This window comes from Streptomyces sp. NPDC057271 (assembly GCF_042668715.1).
Classification (GTDB): Bacteria; Actinomycetota; Actinomycetes; order Streptomycetales; family Streptomycetaceae; genus Streptomyces.
Genome location: NZ_JBHUYJ010000093.1, coordinates 1 through 20,585 on the forward strand (window position 1 = coordinate 1; position 20,585 = coordinate 20,585).

The 20,585-nt window shown below is 70.0% G+C and carries 20 protein-coding genes and 2 pseudogenes; 12 read left to right on the forward strand and 10 right to left on the reverse strand.

Going from position 1 to position 20,585, the window contains the following annotated elements:
- Positions 1 to 129: 129 nt before the first annotated feature.
- Both ACFUJR_RS30640 and ACFUJR_RS30645 read right to left on the reverse strand, forming a co-directional pair.
- Positions 130 to 1,170: a vWA domain-containing protein gene (locus ACFUJR_RS30640; RefSeq protein WP_383175127.1), complete on the reverse strand. Its 1,041-nt coding sequence runs from the start codon at positions 1,168 to 1,170 to the stop codon at positions 130 to 132.
- 108 nt (positions 1,171 to 1,278) lie between these two features.
- Entirely contained in the window at positions 1,279 to 2,046 is a 768-nt protein-coding gene (locus ACFUJR_RS30645) for a ribonuclease H (protein WP_383175130.1), read from the reverse strand.
- 83 nt (positions 2,047 to 2,129) lie between these two features.
- On the opposite strand from ACFUJR_RS30645, the pseudogene ACFUJR_RS30650 reads away from it, so the two are divergent.
- Together ACFUJR_RS30650 and ACFUJR_RS30655 are read left to right on the forward strand one after the other, a co-directional pair.
- Positions 2,130 to 2,360 (forward strand): annotated as a pseudogene (locus ACFUJR_RS30650) (MerR family transcriptional regulator); the annotation flags it as partial.
- Between the two features lie 364 nt (positions 2,361 to 2,724).
- On the forward strand, positions 2,725 to 4,269 hold the full coding sequence (locus ACFUJR_RS30655; protein ID WP_383175133.1) for a fused MFS/spermidine synthase: 1,545 nt from the start codon (positions 2,725 to 2,727) through the stop codon (positions 4,267 to 4,269).
- 3 nt (positions 4,270 to 4,272) lie between these two features.
- Here the strand turns inward: ACFUJR_RS30655 and ACFUJR_RS30660 are convergent, their stop codons facing one another.
- Entirely contained in the window at positions 4,273 to 5,034 is a 762-nt protein-coding gene (locus tag ACFUJR_RS30660) for a hypothetical protein (RefSeq protein ID WP_383175136.1), read from the reverse strand.
- 591 nt (positions 5,035 to 5,625) lie between these two features.
- Between ACFUJR_RS30660 and ACFUJR_RS30665 the strand changes: the two genes are divergently transcribed.
- The gene (locus ACFUJR_RS30665) at positions 5,626 to 5,757 is read left to right on the forward strand and encodes a hypothetical protein (RefSeq protein WP_383450945.1); all 132 of its coding nucleotides are present in this window, start codon (positions 5,626 to 5,628) and stop codon (positions 5,755 to 5,757) included.
- 308 nt (positions 5,758 to 6,065) lie between these two features.
- Here ACFUJR_RS30665 and ACFUJR_RS30670 read toward each other — a convergent pair whose 3' ends face one another.
- A complete protein-coding gene (locus ACFUJR_RS30670; RefSeq protein WP_383175139.1) occupies positions 6,066 to 6,503 on the reverse strand; it encodes a nitroreductase family deazaflavin-dependent oxidoreductase in 438 nt (145 codons plus the stop codon).
- Between the two features lie 347 nt (positions 6,504 to 6,850).
- Positions 6,851 to 7,123: a hypothetical protein gene (locus tag ACFUJR_RS30675; RefSeq protein ID WP_383181472.1), complete on the reverse strand. Its 273-nt coding sequence runs from the start codon at positions 7,121 to 7,123 to the stop codon at positions 6,851 to 6,853.
- An 88-nt stretch (positions 7,124 to 7,211) separates the two neighbouring features.
- Between ACFUJR_RS30675 and ACFUJR_RS30680 the strand changes: the two genes are divergently transcribed.
- Positions 7,212 to 9,146 (forward strand): DnaB-like helicase C-terminal domain-containing protein, encoded by a 1,935-nt coding sequence (locus tag ACFUJR_RS30680; protein ID WP_383181475.1) that lies wholly within the window; start codon positions 7,212 to 7,214, stop codon positions 9,144 to 9,146.
- Between the two features lie 69 nt (positions 9,147 to 9,215).
- On the opposite strand, the gene ACFUJR_RS30685 is transcribed toward ACFUJR_RS30680, so the two are convergent.
- Both ACFUJR_RS30685 and ACFUJR_RS30690 read right to left on the reverse strand, forming a co-directional pair.
- Positions 9,216 to 9,476: a hypothetical protein gene (locus ACFUJR_RS30685; RefSeq protein ID WP_383181478.1), complete on the reverse strand. Its 261-nt coding sequence runs from the start codon at positions 9,474 to 9,476 to the stop codon at positions 9,216 to 9,218.
- 512 nt (positions 9,477 to 9,988) lie between these two features.
- Positions 9,989 to 10,453 carry a lamin tail domain-containing protein gene (locus ACFUJR_RS30690; protein WP_383175910.1) on the reverse strand — a complete coding sequence of 155 codons (465 nt, stop codon included), beginning with the start codon at positions 10,451 to 10,453 and terminating at the stop codon, positions 9,989 to 9,991.
- A 742-nt stretch (positions 10,454 to 11,195) separates the two neighbouring features.
- On the opposite strand from ACFUJR_RS30690, the gene ACFUJR_RS30695 reads away from it, so the two are divergent.
- Complete coding sequence (locus ACFUJR_RS30695; protein ID WP_383175907.1) at positions 11,196 to 12,494, forward strand: GDSL-type esterase/lipase family protein; 1,299 nt, start codon at positions 11,196 to 11,198, stop codon at positions 12,492 to 12,494.
- A 168-nt stretch (positions 12,495 to 12,662) separates the two neighbouring features.
- Here ACFUJR_RS30695 and ACFUJR_RS30700 read toward each other — a convergent pair whose 3' ends face one another.
- Positions 12,663 to 13,127 (reverse strand): carboxymuconolactone decarboxylase family protein, encoded by a 465-nt coding sequence (locus ACFUJR_RS30700; protein ID WP_383175904.1) that lies wholly within the window; start codon positions 13,125 to 13,127, stop codon positions 12,663 to 12,665.
- A gap of 47 nt (positions 13,128 to 13,174) precedes the next feature.
- Between ACFUJR_RS30700 and ACFUJR_RS30705 the strand changes: the two genes are divergently transcribed.
- The 3 genes from ACFUJR_RS30705 to ACFUJR_RS30715 all read left to right on the forward strand — a co-directional run bounded on the left by ACFUJR_RS30705 (position 13,175) and on the right by ACFUJR_RS30715 (position 16,277).
- Complete coding sequence (locus ACFUJR_RS30705) at positions 13,175 to 14,611, forward strand: PLP-dependent aminotransferase family protein (protein WP_383175901.1); 1,437 nt, start codon at positions 13,175 to 13,177, stop codon at positions 14,609 to 14,611.
- Positions 14,612 to 14,678: 67 nt separating this feature from the next.
- On the forward strand, positions 14,679 to 15,482 hold the full coding sequence (locus ACFUJR_RS30710; RefSeq protein ID WP_383175898.1) for a class I SAM-dependent methyltransferase: 804 nt from the start codon (positions 14,679 to 14,681) through the stop codon (positions 15,480 to 15,482).
- A gap of 150 nt (positions 15,483 to 15,632) precedes the next feature.
- Positions 15,633 to 16,277 (forward strand): DUF4232 domain-containing protein, encoded by a 645-nt coding sequence (locus tag ACFUJR_RS30715; RefSeq protein ID WP_383175895.1) that lies wholly within the window; start codon positions 15,633 to 15,635, stop codon positions 16,275 to 16,277.
- Between the two features lie 199 nt (positions 16,278 to 16,476).
- Here ACFUJR_RS30715 and ACFUJR_RS30720 read toward each other — a convergent pair whose 3' ends face one another.
- A complete protein-coding gene (locus ACFUJR_RS30720) occupies positions 16,477 to 17,199 on the reverse strand; it encodes a TetR/AcrR family transcriptional regulator (protein ID WP_383175892.1) in 723 nt (240 codons plus the stop codon).
- 118 nt (positions 17,200 to 17,317) lie between these two features.
- On the opposite strand from ACFUJR_RS30720, the gene ACFUJR_RS30725 reads away from it, so the two are divergent.
- The 3 genes and pseudogenes from ACFUJR_RS30725 to ACFUJR_RS30735 all read left to right on the forward strand — a co-directional run bounded on the left by ACFUJR_RS30725 (position 17,318) and on the right by ACFUJR_RS30735 (position 19,449).
- Positions 17,318 to 18,541 carry a saccharopine dehydrogenase family protein gene (locus ACFUJR_RS30725; RefSeq protein ID WP_383175889.1) on the forward strand — a complete coding sequence of 408 codons (1,224 nt, stop codon included), beginning with the start codon at positions 17,318 to 17,320 and terminating at the stop codon, positions 18,539 to 18,541.
- A 181-nt stretch (positions 18,542 to 18,722) separates the two neighbouring features.
- Positions 18,723 to 18,962: pseudogene (locus ACFUJR_RS30730) on the forward strand (SAM-dependent methyltransferase); the annotation flags it as partial.
- A 7-nt stretch (positions 18,963 to 18,969) separates the two neighbouring features.
- Entirely contained in the window at positions 18,970 to 19,449 is a 480-nt protein-coding gene (locus tag ACFUJR_RS30735; RefSeq protein WP_383175886.1) for a hypothetical protein, read from the forward strand.
- On the opposite strand, the gene ACFUJR_RS30740 is transcribed toward ACFUJR_RS30735, so the two are convergent.
- A complete protein-coding gene (locus ACFUJR_RS30740; protein WP_383175884.1) occupies positions 19,418 to 19,702 on the reverse strand; it encodes a hypothetical protein in 285 nt (94 codons plus the stop codon). The genes ACFUJR_RS30735 and ACFUJR_RS30740 overlap by 32 nt on opposite strands.
- Before the next feature lie 258 nt (positions 19,703 to 19,960).
- Between ACFUJR_RS30740 and ACFUJR_RS30745 the strand changes: the two genes are divergently transcribed.
- Positions 19,961 to 20,494 (forward strand): hypothetical protein, encoded by a 534-nt coding sequence (locus ACFUJR_RS30745; RefSeq protein WP_383175881.1) that lies wholly within the window; start codon positions 19,961 to 19,963, stop codon positions 20,492 to 20,494.
- Positions 20,495 to 20,585 lie beyond the last annotated feature (91 nt).

Consider the following 20,585-nt stretch of genomic DNA (forward strand, 5'->3'; position numbering starts at 1 on the left):
CCGGCGACGCCGCGCCGCACCGGCGACGCCGCGCCGCACCGGCGACGCCGCGCCGCACCGCCGACACCGCGCCCCCGCCTCCGCGGCCGCGCGCGCTCAGGGCGATGACCCCAGATGGCTGCCACCAGGTCAGAGCATCAGCAGAAGCCGCGTGTTCGCCACGAGCTTCCGGTTCACGCTGGTGCTCTGCACGAAGATCGTGAAGTCGTCGTTGTGGTCCGGCCTGACGCGCACCTCGACGTCCGGCAGCCCGAGCAGCGCTCGCGCCTCGGGCCCGGTGTACACCCGGTCCGTCTTCTTCTCCAGTACCGCGATCTTCTTCTGCGCCTGGACCTTCTCCGACTTGCTCAGCTGGTAGAACGCGCCACCGGTGCGGTACGTGTGCCCGCATTCGACGACCCAGTCCCGTATCCCCGCGTCACGAGCGACCGGGATCAGCTGGTACCCCGACGGGTCCACCGGGACGAGTCCGGCGGCCTTGACGGTCTCCTTGTTCACGGCCTCCGCACCCGTGGAGAACACCGCCCGCGATCCCCGGATGCCCTGGGCCCGGCCCACCATGAACTTCTCGGTGGCCTGCCGGATGACCTGTCCGGCCTCCTCCAGCCCCTGCGTGCTCGTCGCGTCCCAGATCGCGATGTTGTCCTTCGGGAAACCGCCCTGCATCGCCTCGCGCTTGCCCATCTGGTCCGGCACAAGGACGGCCAGCGTCCAGTTGTCCTCCTGCGCCCTGATCATCTCGGCCACGGCGTCCACCAGCTCACGCGGGCTCTTCGAAGGGGTGTCAGGGCAGCGATGGCTCGCGTTCTCCTGGCCGTCGGTGAGCACGAACGTCAGGAAGCTGTGGTCGCCGTACAGCTGAGCCGTCTGCGCGAGCTCCCGCTGCGACTTCAGCGCGGCCGCCAGCAGAGCCGTCATCCCGCCGACCCGGTACAGCTGCTTCAGGGACGGCATCCGCAGCACGTCCTTGTCGTAGATGACGCACTCCACCTTGTCGGCGAAGACGTACACCGTGACACGGGTCTCCTGCTCGAGCTCCCTCGACCGGCGGGCGAGATAGGCGATCTGCTGGTCGGCGACCTCGACGACCTTGCCGCGCAGGTGCGACATGGACGAACTGGCATCCAGCACCAGGGCGACGTGGTTGATGTAGTTCTGGCTTCCGGACATGACGGGCTCCCCCTCGTTCTCTCCGAATCGATGGCTCCACCGTCTCACCCACCACTGACAATCGATCTTGGATCCCGCACGGACCCACGAGCCCGCCACACCCGCTCCCTACGCGGATCCGCCCTCCGGGGTGACGCAGCCGGGGTGGCCCCAGCCGTCGGGGTTCTTGGCGATCGTCTCGCCCTTGGCGTACGGCGTCCCACAGCGGCAGCGGCCGGGGAACCGTGCCTTGAGCGAAACGCCCGAGGACCGCTCGCCCGAAGAGCGCGCGCCCGAGGACCGGTCGCCCGAAGAGCGCGCGCCCGAGGACCGGTCGCCCGAGGAGCCTCCCGGGCGCTTGCGGGCCGTCGACCCGCCGCGCTTCGCCCCGCCCTGCGGAGCGGCCTCCGGCGGCGGCAGAGGCGACCCCGCGGCCGATCCGACCGGCTGCTGGGTACGGGCCGAGTGGCTTGCCGCACGGTCCGCGGCGTCGTTGAGGCGGTCGCCGTCCACCTGGTGCGCGGGGGTGTACACGAAGTCGACGCGCCGGTCGGCGAGCAGCTCGTCGATGCGGACCACGAGGTCCTTGTTGGCGACCGGGGTACCGGCCGAGGTCCTCCAGCCCTTGCGGCGCCAGCCCGGAAGCCAGGTCGTGACCGCCTTCATCGCGTACTGCGAGTCCATCCGCACCTCCGCCGGCACACCCGGGTCGAGGTGTTCCAGGAGCCTGAGCAACGCGGTCAGCTCGGCCACGTTGTTGGTCGCCCTGCCCAGGGGGCCCGCCTCCCAGCGGCCGACCTCGCCGTCCGCCCCAGCGACGACCCACGCCCAGGCCGCAGGCCCCGGATTTCCCTTCGATGCACCGTCACACGCCGCGATGATCTTCGTTTCCGTCATCCCCCGATCCTGACATGCCCCCATGTCCGGAGCCGCACGTGGCGTCGGGCTGCCTGGTCGGTGCCGTGGAGGACCACGGGACCGTGGGTCGCGTGGTCGAACCGCCCGGGGTGAGCGTCCGCACGTTGCATCACGACGACCAGACCGTGCTCGTTCGCCCGTCGGCGCGGACCGCGGGCGGGCACCAGGCCTGTCCGGTGTCCGACGTGGCTCGGCCGCGGGAGGCGCCGGCCTGTCTCCGGCTGGGCTTCGGGCTGCGGGAAGGCGCGGAACCGGTCGGCGACCCGTCCACCGACGCGGTCGCGTCGACACGGACGAGCCCGGATGGCAGGACCGGCTCTGGCTCACCCGCGACTACCTGCCCGAATGGTCACGTGGGTCGTGCGATGCCGGTAGGGACCGGCCCGGATCCGGCTCCGCCGAGCCTGGCCGACATGGCGGGCGCCTACGGCGGCCAGAGGCTCGACGGGCGGCAGCGCTTCCCTGCCACGGGAGAGTGAAGTCGCCGGGTTCCGGGAATCCTCGGCGCTTGCTTCGGGACCATGGTTCCGTTGTGCACGACGAGGGGTGACCGGGCTGTCCACCTCGTCGGCCGTCCCGGTCGTCGCTCCGGGATCCGTCGTTTCGTGAGCCGAGGAGCGGGAAGGTCGTCATGCTTCCGATGAGCCGCAAGCAAGGATGTCGCCCGTGACCGGATTGTCCTCCGCACCTGTCGTCGACGGCACGTCTCGTCCCCACGGCCTGGGCCCTTGGACCGCCGCCCTGCTCGTGTTCGGGTCGTCGGCGGCGGTCCTGGTGGTGGAGATCGTCGCTCTGCGGTTGCTGGCTCCCTACCTCGGCCTCACCCTCGAGACCAGCACGTTGGTGATCGGCATCGCCCTCACCGCGATCGCTGCCGGCTCCTGGCTGGGAGGTCGTGTCGCCGACCAGGTCGATCCAAGCCGGCTCATCGGCCCCGCGCTCGGGCTGTCGGGAGCGGTTGTCGCACTCACCCCGGCCGTGCTGCGCACCACGGCCGAGTGGGCCCCGGAGCTGCTCCTGTTGATCGCGTCGCTGACCATCCTGCTGCCTGGCGCGCTGCTCTCCGCGGTGACGCCGATCGTGACCAAGCTGCGTCTGACCAGTCTCGCCGAGACCGGGACGGTCGTCGGCCGACTGTCCGGCGTCGGTACCTTCGGCGCCATCGTCGGATCGGTCCTCACCGGCTTCGTCCTCATCTCGCGACTGCCGGTCAGCGGCATCCTGATCGGTCTGGGAACGCTGCTGGTCGCCGCCTCGGCGCTGGTCGAGCTGCGAACGCGCCGGTGGCGCGGCACGGCGGCCCTGACGCTCGTGGTCGTGGGCGGGGGCCTTGCCGCCTTGGTCGCGCCCGGCGCCTGTGACACGGAGACCCGGTACCACTGTGCACGGGTCGTCGCGGACCCCGACCGGGACAGCGGCCGCACACTCGTTCTGGACGGTGTGCGGCACTCGTACGTCGACGTCGACGACCCGACGTTCCTGGAGTTCACGTACGTGCGCGCCATCGCGGCGGTGGTCGATGCGGCCTTTCCCGCGGGTGAACCACTCTCCGCCCACCACGTGGGCGGCGGTGGGCTCACCTTTCCCCGCTACCTCGCAGCCACCCGGCCCGGAACGCGCAGTCTCGTGTCCGAGATCGACAGCGGGGTCGTGCACATCGACCGAGGCCGACTGGGCCTGACCACACAAGGGGGCATCGACGTACGCGTCGAGGACGGGAGGCTCGGCCTGCGACGACTGGACGATGCCAGTCGTGACCTCGTCGTCGGCGACGCCTTCGGTGGCGTCAGCGTCCCGTGGCACCTCACCACCGTGGAGGCGATGACTGACGTACGGCGGGTACTCGACGAAGACGGCCTGTATGTGGCAAACCTCATCGATCACGGAAGTCTCGCCTTCGCCCGTGCCGAAGTGGCCACGCTCAGCGCGACCTTCGACCACGTCGCCCTCGTCGGCGAACCCGCCGACATCGGCCTCGACCCGACCGCCACCTCCAAGGGCGGCAATCTGGTGGTGCTCGCCTCCGACCGACCCATCGACCTACGTGCGACCCAGGAAGCGCTGGACGCCCGGGAGACCGGCTGGAAGATCGCCACAGGCGCGGGTCTCACCTCCTGGATCGGCGATGCCCGACGGCTCACCGACGACTACGCACCCGTCGACCAACTCCTCCAGCCGTACAGCCCGCGGACCAGCCGGTGACACTCAGGCTGCGGTGGTGATCAGGTCGCTCAGGGGCTGGGCCGAGTCTGTTCCGGAGTGGCCGAGGGGCGCGTCGAAACTCCAGACGAGGAAGAGCAGGAAGACCACCAGAGCGCTGAAGGTGGTGGCAAGCAGCAGTTCGCGTGCGGAACGGCGGATCTGCAGGGTGTAGAGCAGGCCGAGCGTGACCATGGCGCCGGCGACGAGGCCGAACCAGAGCGCGGCGGGCAGCGTCGTACCGGAGGTGTCCAGCCGCTGGTGACGGGCGTCGTCCGCGGCCGCCACCTGGTCCAGGAGCGGCTGATAGGCCTGAGCCTGGAGTTCGTCGGCCGGCGTGCGGTGGGCGATGTCGCTACGGATGCGGCCCAACAGCTCGGCGCCGGTGTCGTCGACGGGCGTGCCGTCCTTCAGGGCCGGCCACTCGGCGGTGACGGCATGCCGGGCGTAGGCGTCGATGTGCGTCTTGATCTGCGTCCGGAAGGCGGCCGGGTACACGTCCAGGCGTTGGTCGATCTCGTACAGCGCCTGAGCCTCGCGCTGGACGGTGTCCTCGGCCGCACTACGCGCCTCCCACACGCCGGCGATCGCCAGACCGAGCACGATGGCGTAGACGACGCCGACCATCATGACCATGTACTCCAGCACGTCCGGGGTCTCGGAGGTGTCCTCGTCGACTGCTACGCGCCGGTGCCGTACGACGGTCGCTGTGACGACGAGAACGCAGACCACGACAGAGGCCAGGGTGTAGACGAGCCATTCCGGCATAGGACAACTCCATGACGAGTGAAGCGATGTGGACGAAGGGCGGGCCGACGCGGTGGGCCGGGCGGCCACGGATCCGGCGACCCGTCGGGGAGACGACGGTCAGCCACGGCCGCGGCGACGGGACCCCGGCCGGAGAGCGGCTGCGGCCAGCACGCCCGGAAGGGTGACCACGACCGTGGACATGGTCATCGAGATCCTGGCGGGAGCCGGACGCGACGGACCGCCGGTGTAGTGCGAACGCGGCACCCAGCGGAAGGCCTGGGGTGCCTCAGCCGGTCGCGACGACGCAGGGGCCGGGGCTGTGCTCGGCACGGGGTCTGCCGGCGGTGTCGGCTCCGCACCGGGAGCGGGCGGCGCCGGTGCGGGGCGCACCACGGTCACCTCCGGTGGAGCCGAGAGCACGGGTCCGGGCGTCTTGTGCGGCGCCGGCGCCGGTGCGGGCTCCGGGGCGGACGGGGACGGAGGTGATGGAGCCGGCCGCACCACAGGCGGTGGAGAGGCAGGCGGTGTGCAGGTGGGCCGCTGGGGTTCGGGCGCCTCATCGCCGTAACCCATGTCGACGCCGACGTCCGGGGCACACACCACCAGGCGATGGCCGGTGAGGTCGTGGCTCATGACGACGGTGACATCGCCGTGCTGCGGCAGCGGGCACAGGGCCGCCGCAGCCCCCAGACCGACACTGATCCAGCCACCCACTCGTCGTTCCTCACCGTCGCGGCCTGAAGTCGTACGCGCGCCCAGGACTCAGGGACGGAGGACGCAGCCACTGCGGGTAACGATCATGACAGGGGCGGGTCACGGGACGCCGTGTCTGCCGTCAGGGTGAACGCTTCACCGGGTGCCTGACGAGGGCACCGGCCATCCTGGCCGGGGCCACCGTCAGGCCGGCGCTTCGAGGGGACGGATCGCCACGTCACGCACGCCGACGCGCCCCCAGGACGCGTGTCCTGGGGGCGCCGGGCGAGCCGGGGGAGACGGTCGCAGAGGCCGTATCCGCCTCCGACCTACGTGCGCGCGAACCTCGTGCCCGGTCAGTCGGTCTTCTCGACGACGAAGACGGGAATCTCCCGATCGGTCTTGCGCTGATAGTCCGCGTAGTCGGGGAAGGCGGCGACCGCCCGCTCCCACCACGCTTGCCGCTCCTCGCCGGTGACCAGGCGGGCCTTCATGTCCCAGACATCCTGGCCGTCGCGCAGTTCGACGTGAGGAGAGGCGACCAGGTTGTGGAACCAGACCGGATGCTTCACCGCCCCGCCGTTCGACGCGACGAGCGCGTAGGCCCCGTCGTGTTCCACCCGCATCAGCGGCGTCTTGCGGATCTTGCCGCTCTTCGCGCCGACGTTCGTCACCAGGACGACGGGCAGGCCCCGCATCGTCGTTCCCTTCGTACCACCTGACGACTCGTACAGCTCGACCTGGTTCCGCACCCACTGCGACGGACTGGGCTCGTATACGCCTTCGAGTGGCATGAATACCCTTCCCTGGGATCCGGCACCACCGAATCCCATGTGAACGCTGTCCGACAACCGCCGTCGGGACTGTCTCCACGGTTCTGCCGCGTGGCGACCGACTCCCCGCCGACGCACGGTCCAGCCAATCCCGCACCAGGTGTATTCCCGCAAGCTCCGTGCGAAGGCGGACAGCTCCTGGGCGTCCCCTGACGCTAGGCACCGAGGTGGGCGCCCGGCGTCCCGGTCGTCGCCCCGGCCTGCCGAGTCGAGAACCTTCCTCCGTGGAACGTGCCGGTTGCCCGGCCACCTCGCGAGTCCGCGCCGAGGTCCACAACGGGGGTTCTCTCCCAACCTCTGTACGCCGACTACGTGGCGAAGGTGACCACGACGGCGAGGACGGCGCTGAACACCATCAAGGACGTCGCGAACGCCTTGCCGGATGCGGCGACGCACGCGGGAACCGGGCTGCCGCCCCAGCGCGCCACAGCGAACGCCGCGCCTGCTGCCAGCAGCGAGAGGATCACGCCCAGGGCGATCGACAGGGCCAGCATCGCGGTGTGGGTGAGGTTCACGGATCCCTCCAGGTCGGTGTGGTGGAGGGCGATCTGCCTTCGGACCGCCCGGAATCGACGATCCACCTCCCACCTGCGCGGATGAACCGGTTGGATGTTGTTTCCAGGACAACGAGGGGTTGTTCGACGGACAACTCGCTGAGGAGGGGCCGACGTGGGGACTTCGAAGCGGCCGGGGCGTCCGTGGGCGGCGGCACGCGGATCGTGCAAGGAGATCAACGACCTCGTCCACATCCTGCGCGACTGGCTCGACGCGTCGAACGCGTCGGTCACCAGGCTGCACCGGCTCCTGACACCGGAACACTTCGGCGGGGACGTACCCGCGATGTGGCGTTTACGCGAGCAGCTCAACGGCGTGCGGCTGACGTGGGAGCTCGCCGAAGCCGTGGCCGACGTGTGCTTCCCGTACGAGAGCGGGGAGCACGCAGCCGACCGGTTGGAGGTGATCCGGCCGCTGTGGGAGGCGGCGGGCACCGCCCCGACTGCTACCGCGACCCATGCCGCGTACGACCTTGTCGAGGCCCAGAAGGGAACGATCGCGGCGCTGGAGGATCTCAACCGGGTACGCCAGGCGTTCGAGGTCAGCGAGCAGGCGCGGGTGCAGGCGCTGCAGGTGGCCACCGTGCTGTTCGCCCTGCTCGGGCAGGCGCAGGCCCAGGTTGCCCAGCTCACGCGGCGGTTGGACGCGATGCGGGCCTCGGCCGATCCCGAACCGGTCGAGGTCCGTACGACCTCCGGCCGTCTGGAACGTGCCCGGAAACAGACGGAGGACCTCCGTCTGCAGCTGGCGCGCGCCGAGGCCGAGCGGGACAAGGCGCAACAGGTCGCCGATCTCGCGGCCCGCCAGATCATCGATCTGGAGGAGGAGTTGCGGGAACTGCGTCGGGAGGCGAAGGACGAGGGGCCGCTCTCGGGTGGCACGGAGGTCGTGCTCCCCGCTCCGGCGGATGCCGCTGACGACGACGCTCTCGACCAGGTCGACGCTGCGCTCCGCAAGGCTCGCGATGTGCTCGACCGCGAGCACGAGGCCGTTCAGGAGGCGGCCGAGGACATCGGCTGGTGGGACGACACGGAGAGGCGCATCGGTGGCAGGGTCATTCCCGGCCAGGCCAGTGAGAGAGTCGTTCCCGGTGAAGCCGTCGACGAGGACGTTCCCGGGGCGGGGGAGCGGTTGTCCGGAACAACCCCTGACAACCCTCAGACCAGCGAGGACGCAGCGGTTGGCGACCTTCCGCCCGCGGCGTTCCCCCTCGGAGACGTCCTGGAGGGGGCCCTTGACCAGATCGAGGCGATCGGCTCGTCGGGCCGCACCGGTCTGCTGACAGGCTTCAAGGATCTCGACATGCTGACGGGCGGTCTGCATCCCGGGCAGCTGATCGTTCTCGCCGGCGCCACCGCCATGGGGAAGTCCGCCCTCGCCCAGGACATCCTGCGGTCCGTCTCGATCGGCCAGGGACTTCCGTCAGTCCTCTTCACGCTCGAACAGAGTCGGAACGAGGTGGTGATGCGGCTGCTGTCGGCCGAATGCCGTGTCGCCCTGAACCGTATGCGCTCCGGAACCATGGACGACGAGGACTGGACCCGACTGGCGCGGCGCATGCCGGACGTGTCCGCCGCGCCCCTCTACATCCAGGACGGCGCCAACTCGTCCCTCACGGAACTGTGCGCACACGCCCGGCGGCTCCACGCCAGGAACGGCATCCGTCTCATCGTCATCGACGCCGTGCACCTGCTCACCTACGACCTGCGGCCGATGGACTCGCGCTTCGAGGAGAACTCCGAGATCGCCCTCCGGCTCAAGCTCCTGGCCACCGAGCTCGACGTGCCGGTGATCGCCGTCTCTCAGCTCAACCCGACACATGAGACGCCCACCCCCACGATGCCCACCCTCGCTGACCTGCGTGAATCCGGCACGTACGAGAACAACGCCGACCTGGTGGTCCTTCTGCACCGGGAGGACGCCTACGTAAGGGACACACCGCGCGCGGGGGAGGCCGACCTGATCATCGCCAAGCACCGTCAAGGACCGACCGGTGTCGTCACCGTGGCCTTCCAGGGGCACTACTCGCGGTTCGTCGACTTCAGCTAGCGCCTGCGGATCACGGACTCCGGCCGCCGGTCGCGGACGAGGTGCGGCCCCGTCCGTCGCAGCCGCTCGTCACCCGGTCACGATGACTCTCAGGGTGTACGGCGCGCCGGAGCTGATGGCCTCGGCCTGCTCGCGGAGATCGGCCGGCGTGAAGCCGAGGAGGGCCTCGTCGGCAGCCGCACGGAGCAGTGGCAGGATCTCCGCCGCCGGGCGGCCGCGGTGCGACGTGGCGAGAGCGGCGAAGGCCTCCTGATAGGGGGTGCCGTACGGGCTGGCGCTGTCTGCCAGCAGGTGGTCCAGGTGCTGTCTGTCGACACTGATCTCGCCCATGACCTGCTCCGGTGCTTCCGGTGGCCGGCATGCTCCGGCCCTCGTTCACGACGCTACGAGGAGGGTCTGACAATCCAGGCGCACGCCTGGACCCTTCCCGTGGGGAGCCGGGAAGGGGCGGCGTGGTTCCGCCCGCCGGACGGCAGGCGGAACCAGGGGCGCGATCCCCCTCCGGGGTTGGTGTACGAGGACCGCGTACGGACACATTGCCACCGGCAGCCCGGCCTGCGACAGGGGCGTGCACCGAGAACATGGGCATATGCCAGCGCCCGCCCTGCGCACTGCCCGCCCAGTGTGCTGTCCGTCCGGTGAACGGACTTCTGAACGCCATGCTCCGGACCTGAGGCGTTTGCGAGGCCGCCACCGCGACCCCCTCCTGGTGCCGCCTGTCCGCCTCATGCGTGCGCCGGGCAGCTCAGGCTGCCCGGCGCACGCGGTTCACGACGGCTGACTGCCCCGGCCGGCCTGGCCGTCCCGTGGACGAGCGGAGACCAGGGTGCCGGTTCGTCGGGTCAGCGGTGGTGGCGGCCGCCCCAGGACTCGGTGTCGACGGTGCGGCCGTGGTCGTCACGGAGGGTGGCCTTGTCGCGGTTGTCCCAGACGTGGTCGCGGCGGTCCTGGTAGAGGTCGGTGCGGGTGTCACGGCCATGGCCGGTGTGGATGCGCACGGTGGCGCGGCCGCCGAGGCGGTAGTCGTCGAAGCGGTAGCGGTTGCCGTCGCTGTCGCGCAGTGTCCAGCCGTCCAGGTTCACCGCGTGGCGGGAGTTGTTGGTGATCTCGACCCACTCGCCGTTCAGCGACCGGTTGGTGCGATTGTCGCGTCCGGGACTGTCGGCCTGGACCCGGCTGATCCCCACCCGCGACTGACGGTGGCGGTGGTCGTCGTGGGCGGCGGCCGGCAGGGCGGCGAGAGAGACCATGGCGCCGGCCGCGAGGGCGGTGGCGGCGGTACGGCGGGCGGTCGAAGCGGCGGACATGTGTGATGTCTCCTCGAGAACGGCGCCTCAGCAGCAGAAACAGGCTGGCGAGAGCGGTGTGGGTTCCGGTCCGGTGTGGGCCGGGGACGCACACTGTGCCGCCCCGCCGGACACGTCGGAACGCCGGCCGAGCCCAGTTACCGGTTCGGATATTTCCGTGACTGTCGCCTGTATCGGTCAAGTATCCCGGCGGGTACAGCCCTGACATTCACTGGCCGCTGCACCCACCCCTCGCATCGTCGACGGCAAGCTCTTGTGGGCTCCGGCGCGCCACCGATCGCGCCACCGGGCACGATCCGCCGATCAGGTGGCGGGCCTGCGTAACGCCCGTTCTGCCCGTTTCTCCGCACAGCTGCCATGCCCTCGCACGCGAAGGTGACACGTCGGTACGGCCTCACTTCGAAGCCCGCGTCGGACCGTCACTCTTCGGGTGGACGCCGGACCTCGACGGCAGCAGTACCTGAGGCCCGAGGCCGTCCCCTTCTCTCCGCATGCCGTACGCCTACGTGACGTCCGCTCGCCGTCCGGCACACCCCCGACTGCCGTAGCGTCCTCCTGCGGTTGCGCGGGAGAGTCGGGTCCCGCGTCGCCGCGCGGCAGTCTTCACCGAGGCAAGCGCTCGGCGCACCCCATCATCCCAAGGTCCGACACGGCACGGTGCCGACGCGCTCCACCGAACCGCGTCGGACTCCGCCACATACGGGAAGCGTGCGAGCGTCCCTCCGACCGTAGAGGAGTCCCTGTGCGCAGACGATCCGTCCTCTTCACCGCGGGAGCCCTGGCCGCCCCGCTGACCACGCCGTTCAGGCGGGCCTTCGCGGCTTCACCGATGCCGCCCGTGGTGGACCACCGGGTCGAGAGGGCCTATGACGGGCAGTCGTACACCGACCTGTCCACGGAGATCACGAAGGTACGGGGGCTCACCACGGGCACGATCCTGGTCACCTTCGGCACGACGAGCCACAACCCGGCGATGACGCTGGTCAGTGCCTCGGACCCGGCGAGGCCGGCGACAGACGTCGCCCTGCGTGTCAATGCCGGCAGGCTGCAGTTCTCCGTGCGTGACAACGGAGTCGTCAAACAGAACCACCTCACGCGCACCATGTACGACGACGGCACGTTCCATACCGTTGCAATCACCGTCACCGGCGGCGGGACCACCTTCTACGCCGACGGGCGCCGCGTCCTCACCACGGGTCAGACGAACTTCTTCGCGGGCGCAACCGGCCTCACCGCGCTCAACATCGCGCGGAATGTCGACAGCGGGCATCCCGGCGGCGGAGGATTCTACACCGGCACCATCAAGCGCGTCGCCATCTACGACCGCGTCCTGTCCGCGCGGGAGGTGGCCGCGGTGAGTGTGCGCCTCGACCTCGTCGAGTTCGGCACGATCTCCTCGATCCTCAACTCGAGTACGTCGGCCGTCTGGCTGACCACGGGGGACAGCATCACCCATGGCGCGCGGTGGACCAACGGCTGGCGCAGCTACTCCGAGCACTTCCAGGAGCGACTGCGCTGGGAACTCGGCAAGCCGAAGCACAGCGACTTCGTCATCGACACCGGTGTCAGCGCAAGCACCACCAACGACCTGGTGGCGAAATTCGCCGAACGGGTCTCCGCGTTCCAGCCCAAGGTCGTGTCGATCATGCTGGGAACGAACGACGCCGCCACCGCCTCCACCGGACGCGACGTGTACCGGGCCAACCTGCGCAGGCTCGTGGCGAACGTCCGCGCACTGCCCGGCGGGGCCGTACCCCTGCTCCAGACCCCCAATCCGGTCGACCTGAACCGGTGGCCGCACCACGCCGCCCTTGCCGACTACGTCAAGATCATGCGGGAGGTCGCGACGGAGCTGGGTGTCGTACTCATCGACCATCACGCGCACTGGCTCGCGACGAACGGCGGCACGGTACCGCTGAACCTGCTCGGCGACGGCCTGCACCCGGATCAGCGAGGCCACCTCTTCCTTGCCAAGAAGATGATCAGAGACCTGCGTGTCTTCGACCCCACCAGCCGCGTGTGCTCTCTGACCATTCCGTAGGTCGCCACCTCGCGCAGCGCAGCCTGGTTCGGCGGACCACGGCGTCACCGTGGCCGCCGACTCCACGGTGGGGCCACGGTGACGAGCTCGGGCCGGTAGGCGTCAGGGTGGTCGGGCGGGCTCGAACGTCCGGAGGGTTGTCCGGCGACATGCCGCAGAAGAACCGAGCTATCGGCGTTCGTCCGTGCCCGCCACCTTGCCGGTGCTGACGGCGATGCGGTTCCAGGTGTTGATCGCGAAGACGACCGCGAGGACGTGCGCGAGTTCGGTGTCGTCGAACTCGGCAGCGGCCTGGGCGTACACCTCGTCCGGGACCCCGCCCGCGGATATCAGGGTGACCGCTTCGGTGAGTGCGAGCGCGGCCTGTTCCTTGGGGGAGAAGTAGTGACTGGCCTCGCGCCAGAGCGCGACCATGTGCAGACGGAGGTCGTCCTCGCCCGCCTTGCGGGCGTCGCTGACGTGCATGTGGAGGCAGTAGGCGCAGCCGTTGAGCTGGGACGAACGGATCTGGATCAGTTCGACCAGTGCCGGATCGACGTCCTCGCGGGCCGCGGTGTCGAAACCGATGAGCGCCTTGAATGCCTTGGGCACGGCAGCGGCGAAGTTGACTCGGGGTGCGGTGGCGTTCTGCATGGTCACTACCCTAGAAAACCCACAGACCCCCCGAGAGGTGCATTCAAGTGGCGCGATCCTGGGTCAATTTGGCCGAGCGCATCGGCGCTGACCTGCACCTTGAGCTGGCCGGAACGGGTTCGCGCCGGGCCGCACTCGCCCGGGCTCTGCGCGAGGCCATCCAGGAAGGACGACTGGCCGCCGGCGTACGGCTGCCGCCCTACCGGTCGCTCGCGGCCGACCTCGGCATCTCACGGAACACGGCCGCCGACGCGTACGCGGAACTGGTCGCCGAAGGCTGGCTGACCGCCCGGCAGGGTTCGGGCACCCGAGTCGCGGAGCGCGCCGCACCCGCCAAGGCGGTACGCGTACCGAAGAAGCCGCCCACGGGGTCGGCGGCGCCCGTACACAATCTGATGCAGGGGCAGCCGGACGCCTCTTCGTTCCCGCGAAACGCATGGTCGACCTCGACCCGCCGGGCGCTCACGGCGGCCCCGCACGACGCCTTCGGGCCGGGCGATCCACAGGGCCGGATCGAGCTGCGCACCGCGCTCGCGGAATACCTCGCCCGTGTACGGGGCGTACGTACATGCCCCGAGAGGATCGTGGTGTGCTCGGGCTTCTCCGACGCGCTGAGGCTGCTGTTCGGCGGCAGCGGTGTGCTGCGCGGGACACTTGCGGTCGAGGCGTACGGCCTGCCGTTCCACCGCGCCCTTCTGGCGGCCGACGGAGTACGCACGGAACCGCTCGGCCTGGACGAGCTCGGAGCGAGAACGGAGGACCTGGACGGGCGCCGGGGCGTACGGTCGGTGCTGCTCACTCCGGCCCACCAGTTTCCCGTCGGCGGACCGCTCGATCCCGCCCGGCGCAACGCGGCGGTCGACTGGGCGCGAGCTCGGGGCGGTGTGGTGATCGAGGACGACTACGACGGTGAGTTCCGGTACGACCGCGAACCGGTCGGCGCCGTCCAGGCCCTGGACCCCGACCACGTCCTGTACGTCGGGTCGGCCAGCAAGAGTGTGTCGCCCGCCCTGAGACTGGGCTGGATGGTTCTGCCGGAGTATCTGGTCGGTCCGGTCCTCACGGCGAAGGGCCGGCGCGAGCGCTGGACCAGCGTGGTGGATCAGCTCACCTTCGCGGACCTGATCACCTCCGGCGCCTACGACCGGCACGTCCGGCAGATGCGCCAGCGTTACCGAGACCGCCGGAACCGGCTGGTCGCCGCCCTCGCCGAGCGTGCGCCGCACATCGAAGTCACCGGAATCGCGGCGGGGTTGCACGCAGTCCTGCGGCTGCCCCCTGGCACCGAGACCGCCACCGTGAACGCCGCCACCTGGCTCGGCCTCGCACTCGACGGCCTCTCCGGCTTCCGGCACCCCGCCACCGAGACCGCACTCTTCGACGGCCTGGTCGTCGGCTACGCGACCCCGCCCGACCACGCGTTCGCCGCCGCCCTGGACGCGCTCTGCCAGATCCTGCCGCCCCCCGTCCTGCGCGCACCCTAATTCGTCTGGCCAACGGGCCAGTTGGCCGTTCTTTGTGGCTTCTGCCAGTAGGGGCCGGCTGTCGAACGTGGAGAGACTGCCGACGTTGTCCGGGACGCTGGCGCGATCACGGGAGGAGTGTGCGATGAGCACGCAGGAGATGTACGACGAGATCGGTGAGGCCTTCGAGGGGTTCAAGACTCTGCCGCTGGCCCGGTATGTGGAGGCACCCAGCTTCCTCGGCATGGTCGGGGATGTCACGGGGAAGAGGGTCATCGATCTGGCTTGTGGCACCGGTTTCTACACACGTGAGCTGAAGCGGCGCGGTGCGGCGGACGTGTTCGGCATCGATATCTCCGGGGAGATGATCCGTGCCGCGGAAGCGATCGAGCACGCGGCCCCGATGGGTGTGCGCTACGAGGTCGGTGATGTGGCCGATCTGGCACCGGTGCAGGACCGGTTCGATGTGGCGACCGCGGTGATGCTCCTCAACTACGCGGAAAAAGAAGCCGAGTTCGAGCTGCTGTGCCGAAAGGTACACGGGAGTCTGAGGAGTGGTGGCGAGTTCTTCATGCTTCACCAGACGCCGGATTACGACTTCTCCGGGCCGTCACCGCGTGCGTACGGGTTCCTCACGGAGCTGACGGGCGAGGAGGGGGGCACCGGCCCGCGGGTTCGGGTCACCGCGTTGCTGGAGGGGGCGCCGATCACGTTCACCTCCGGCTTGGCGCGGCGCGAGGTGTTCGAGGCGTGTCTGGCGAAGGTGGGGTTCAGTGAGATCGAGTGGGTGCCGACGGAGGTCTCGCCCGCCGGTGTAGCCGCGTACGGCGACGCGTTCTGGGCGGACTACCGCGCCAATCCGGCGTTCGAGATGCTCCGCTGCCGCGCCTGACGGCCTCTGCGCCGGCGGGGGCGAGGCCGGCGTGGCCTACGGGAGGAACCGTGGTGGATTCGGCAAGGCGCCGTCACCGAACTGTGAAGCACGCGCGCGAATCTGGAGCCCACCAGAGGACCGTTCGCGCCATCATCGGGGGAGTACGCCATGAGTACCGTTACCAGAGCCGCCGTCGCCGTCGCCGTCGTTGCCGTGTCCGCGCTGGCCCTGACCGCCTGCGGCCCCAGCGAGGACGGCGCCGCGGGCGGGACCGACGTGCCGACGGCGACTCCGGCATCTCCGTCGCTGCCTGCCGAGCCGTCCGCGCCTGGTAAGCCGTCTGTATCTGCCAAGCCCTCCGCGCCTGCCAAGCCGGTGTCGCCGTCGGCCGATCCGGACTTCGACGTCTTCCCCTGCAGCACCTACGACGTGACGTTCACCGCGAGCCTCGCAGAGCCCACGACCAGCAGCTACCTGCTGAAAGTCACCAACAGGTCCGGCAAGCCCTGCAGGGTGCTCGGCCACCCCGTCGTGACCTTCGGCGACCTGGACGGGCAGGCGACAGAGCGTGGCACGGCCCCCGGCATCGAGCAGGCCATCCGGCTCGCACCGGGCCAGTCCGCCTACGCCGGCGTCATGGGCGGCCTGAAGGACGCCGAGAGCAGGACGGTCTCCTCGATCGCGATGACCATGAACACCGAATCCGACCTGAACCAGGTCCCGCTCAAGGCCTCGACGCCCGGGCTCAACGTCTCCGACGACAACTCGGTCACCGCATGGATGGACAACGCCGAGGACGCGCTCAGCCTGTAGCCGGGCCCTTCTCGGGGCCTCCGCCATACGGCGGAGGCGAGTGCCGGCCGGGTTGCGACTCCGAAACGCCGCTCCCGGCCGGACGGCCCGTGTCCTCGGCAGCTGCGCCGGCCGCCCCGGTCGCGCTCGAACTTCCGCATCCGGCACGTGGGGGGAGCCGTCGGATGCCGACCGTGACGGAGCCGTCGGCCCTCCCGGTTCACGCCGAGCCCGACCGGTTCCGCACGGTGGTCAGCCGAGCCTCCGCACTGTCCAGGAGCGTGTCCAGCACGACCGGATAGGCGCTGAGATTCATCCGGTCTGCCAGCAGGTGTGCGGTGGCGGCGATGTGTGGGTGGGTCTCGGCGGGCAGCTGGGCATAGGTCGAGCTCCACATGTCCTCGTCCGCCTCCCTGACCTCGTCCTTTATGGCCAGCGCACCCGCGTCCAGGGAGGCGAAGGCCAGAGCCAGGTCGATGAAGGCGTGGTACACGCCGACGGCGTCCGCTTCGCCGAAGCCCGCGCCGCGCAGGATGCCGAGGATCGTCTCGTCCACCTCGATCTCCCGGGGGCGGCCGGTGACGCGGCTGGCGGTCAGCAGGGCGGCCTGGGGGTGGGCGAGGTAGGAGGCGTGGATGGCCAGGCCCAGAGAACGCAGGTCGGTACGCCAGCTCCCGGTGGCCGCCCAGCTGTCCAGGGCGCGCCCCATCAGCTCTTCGCCGATGGCCCGTGTCAGTCCGTCCAGGCCCGCGAAGTACCTGTACAGCGTGCTCGGGTCGGCACCGAGAGCGGCGCCGAGCCGGCGTGCGGTCAGTCCGGCACTCCCGTGCTCGCGCAGCATCCGCAGCGCCGTCTGCACGATCAGCTTCTCCGACAGCACGGAGCCTTGCCGGGTCGGCCGTCGCCTGCGCCGCTCCGCCTCCGGAACCACTTTCTTCGGCATCACTCCACCGCCCCGCCGCTCGTTATGCCAACGCTGTAGACCTTAACCGCCGGGACCGTGTTGCATCGAACTGTGCCCCGGTGTTCGCCGGGACCGTCAAGCGAAAGTGGTGTGTGACATGCGAGTACTTCTCGTGGGTGCGGGCGGCGTCGGAACCGCCGTCACCCGTATCGCGGCCCGCCGTGACTTTCTGGCCCACATGGTCGTGGCCGACTACGACCCGGCCCGCGCGGAGGCCGCCGTGGCCGCGCTCGACGACCAGGAGGACCGGTTCAGCGCGCGCCGTCTGGACGCCTCCGACGAGGAAGCGGTCCGTCGTCTCATCGTCGAGGAACGCTGTGACGTGCTGCTGAACGCGACCGACCCCCGGTTCGTGATGCCGCTGTTCAACGCGGCGCTCGCCGCCGGCGTGCACTACGTCGACATGGCGATGTCGCTGTCCGTTCCGCACCCGACCGCCCCCTACGAACAGTGCGGGGTCAAGCTGGGCGACGAGCAGTTCGCCCTGGCCGAGGCGTGGCAGAACGCCGACCGCCTCGCCCTGGTCGGCATGGGCGTGGAGCCTGGCCTGTCGGACGTGTTCGCGCGCTACGCGGCTGACGAGCTCTTCGACGAGATCGAGGAGATCGGGGTCCGCGACGGCGCGAACCTCACCGTGGAGGGGTACGACTTCGCGCCTTCCTTCAGTATCTGGACCACCATCGAGGAGTGCCTCAACCCGCCCGTCGTCTACGAGAAGGGCCGTGGATGGTTCACCACGGCGCCCTTCAGCGAGCCGGAGGTCTTCGACTTCCCCGAGGGCATCGGCCCGGTGGAGTGCGTGAACGTCGAGCACGAGGAGGTCCTCCTCATGCCCCGCTGGGTGGACGCACGACGGGTGACGTTCAAGTACGGGCTTGGCGACGACTTCATCGCCAAGCTGAAGACCCTCCGCGACCTGGGGCTCGACTCCACGGCCGAGGTCACCGTCCAGGGCGCTGACGGGCCGGTCCGGGTCTCCCCGCGCGACGTGGTCGCCGCCTGTCTGCCCGACCCGGCCACGCTGGGTGACCGTATGAAGGGCAAGACCTGCGCGGGCACCTGGGTCAAGGGAACCAAGAACGGCACGGCGCGGGAGGTGTACCTGTACCACGTGGTCGACAACGAGTGGACGATGCGTGAGTACGGCTCCCAGGCAGTGGTCTGGCAGACCGCCCTCAACCCGGTGATCGCCCTGGAGCTGATCGCGGGCGGTGTGTGGAAGGCAAGCGGAGTCCTCGGGCCCGAGGCGCTGCCGCCCCGGCCGTTCCTCGACCTGCTCGGCGCGTACGGGTCCCCGTGGGGTCTGCGCGAGGAGCGCTGACTCGCCTGTTCCCGCATCGGAGGGTGGTCCCGACCGTCGCGATCGGGCCCACAGCCGCTGGGCGACCCCCGCGTAGCCGGGTGCTGCCTTCATGCGGGTGAACTCCGTCGTCAACCTCCAAGCGGGACAGTGGCGTTCGCCGGTTCGTCCTCCCCGAACCGAACTGTGCCTCAGCTCCGCTCCGGGCGGGAGGCTGCTGGTCGTCGACCGCGGCTCGGCCGCGCCATGGTCGTGGAACCAGGACTCCGACGTTCGCTACCCGAGCCCGCGCGAAGTCGCGGCGGATATCGACCTGGCGCCGCAGACATGGACGGTCGAGCGTGCCGACGAAGTCCGCCGGATCGCGACCGGACCTCGTCGCGGGCTCCCTTCCTCTGCCGGCGGGGCGACACGCCGTGGCGTCAGGCGGTGCGGCGGATGAGGAGGACGTGATCGGTGACCTCGGCGGTGCGTCCGTCACCCAGTACCAAGCGCCGGGACTCCCCACCGCCACGGACCGGAGCCAACGAGTCCGACGTCCTGCGCGGGACAGCGTGGTCGATGGCGTCGCCCGCTCCAGGGACGCGGTCGAGCGCGCCAACGGCGTTCTCGACAGGTGCACCGATCTCGCCGCGCCGGTTCCCCGACCGGGGCCGGACCGAGGTGGACAGCCTGGACACGACACGGTCGACATCGACATCGACATCGACATCGACTCCGGCGGCGACGACGGCGTCGGTGCCATCCGTGCCTTCCGCACGGGACGCACCGTCCACTGGTACGGCGGGTACGAGACGAGCCGGCTGTCGGGCTGGGGCGTGCCGCGCTACCTCCAGAGCCCCCGCGTTTCTTCCGGGCCGGGGGAGAGCGGCCCCGGCAACCCGGCGACGCATGGGGTCAGGCCGAGGCCACGACCTCACCTGCCGTGATCTGAGGAGGGTTGGGGAGCAGCGAGGCGAGGTTCGCCGCCACGAAGTCGGCCGCCCTCGCGATCGATTCCTCCGCGCCGGACTGGTCCTGGAAGACGCTGGTCGAGACCATCACCCCGTCCCCGGCATCGACCCAGTAGTAGGCCACGAAGCCGGAGACCTGGCGCATGAGCGGCACGAACCCCTCGCTCACGACGCGTCCCGCCTCAGCCGGATCGGTCACCCCTTCGTACCTCCGCACTGCTGCGTACATCGCCAAAGCTCCTCGATGCAGGGTTCGTCTGGTGCTGAGAAGTCGTACCGTGCGACGACCGTCTGGATCGTGAGGCATCCGACAATCACCTGAAGAGCGGTCGTGGACGGTCCGAACGGAGCCCCCGGTGTCGGACGCCTCCCTGCCGTCGTCGCCGCGGCGCGTCGGCTCCCCCACGGCCGGACCTCGACGGCGAACCGATCGTCGAGCTCGCGTCACGCCCCAAGGACTGTCAGTCCTCGTTCTTACGATCACCGTATGTCTGATGCCTTCACCGTCCTGTGGACCCATGACACATGCCGTTCCCTGCGCAAGGAGGGCCGGGTGGGCGAGCGGCCGCCCGTTGCCTATTCCGGTGTTCACCAGTCCCTGCCCGCCTGGACGGGGGCTCGTGCCGGGGACGAGGTGTACGCCCTGCACGTCAACCGGTGCGAGGTCTTCGTCGTGTCCCGCATGCGAGTCCTGGACATGGAACGCGGTGCCTGCTGCGGCACGCCTGCGGCCACGTGGCAAGACCCGCGGTTTCCCGGACACGACGACTGGTCGATGCTCGGCGCCGGCGGCTGCGGTGCCAGTGCGGTGCATGTGGACGCGACACCCGTACGATTCGACACTCCTGTTCCAGGCGTACTTCTGCCGACCCTCACCTGGCGCAACGCCCGAGGCAAGACCCGTACCCTCAAATACGTCGTGGACGGCCGGCTGGAACGCTCGGTCAGCCTCCAGGGCTTCTACCGCCTCACCCCCGAGTCCGCCCACGCGCTGGCCGACCTCGTCACCAGCGCCCCTTGAGCGGCGCGCAGCGGCAGCCGCCGACAAGGCTGTCGCGGCCGAACCCCAGGGTGATGGCCGTACCGAGCATCATCAGGTCGAGCACCGTCGA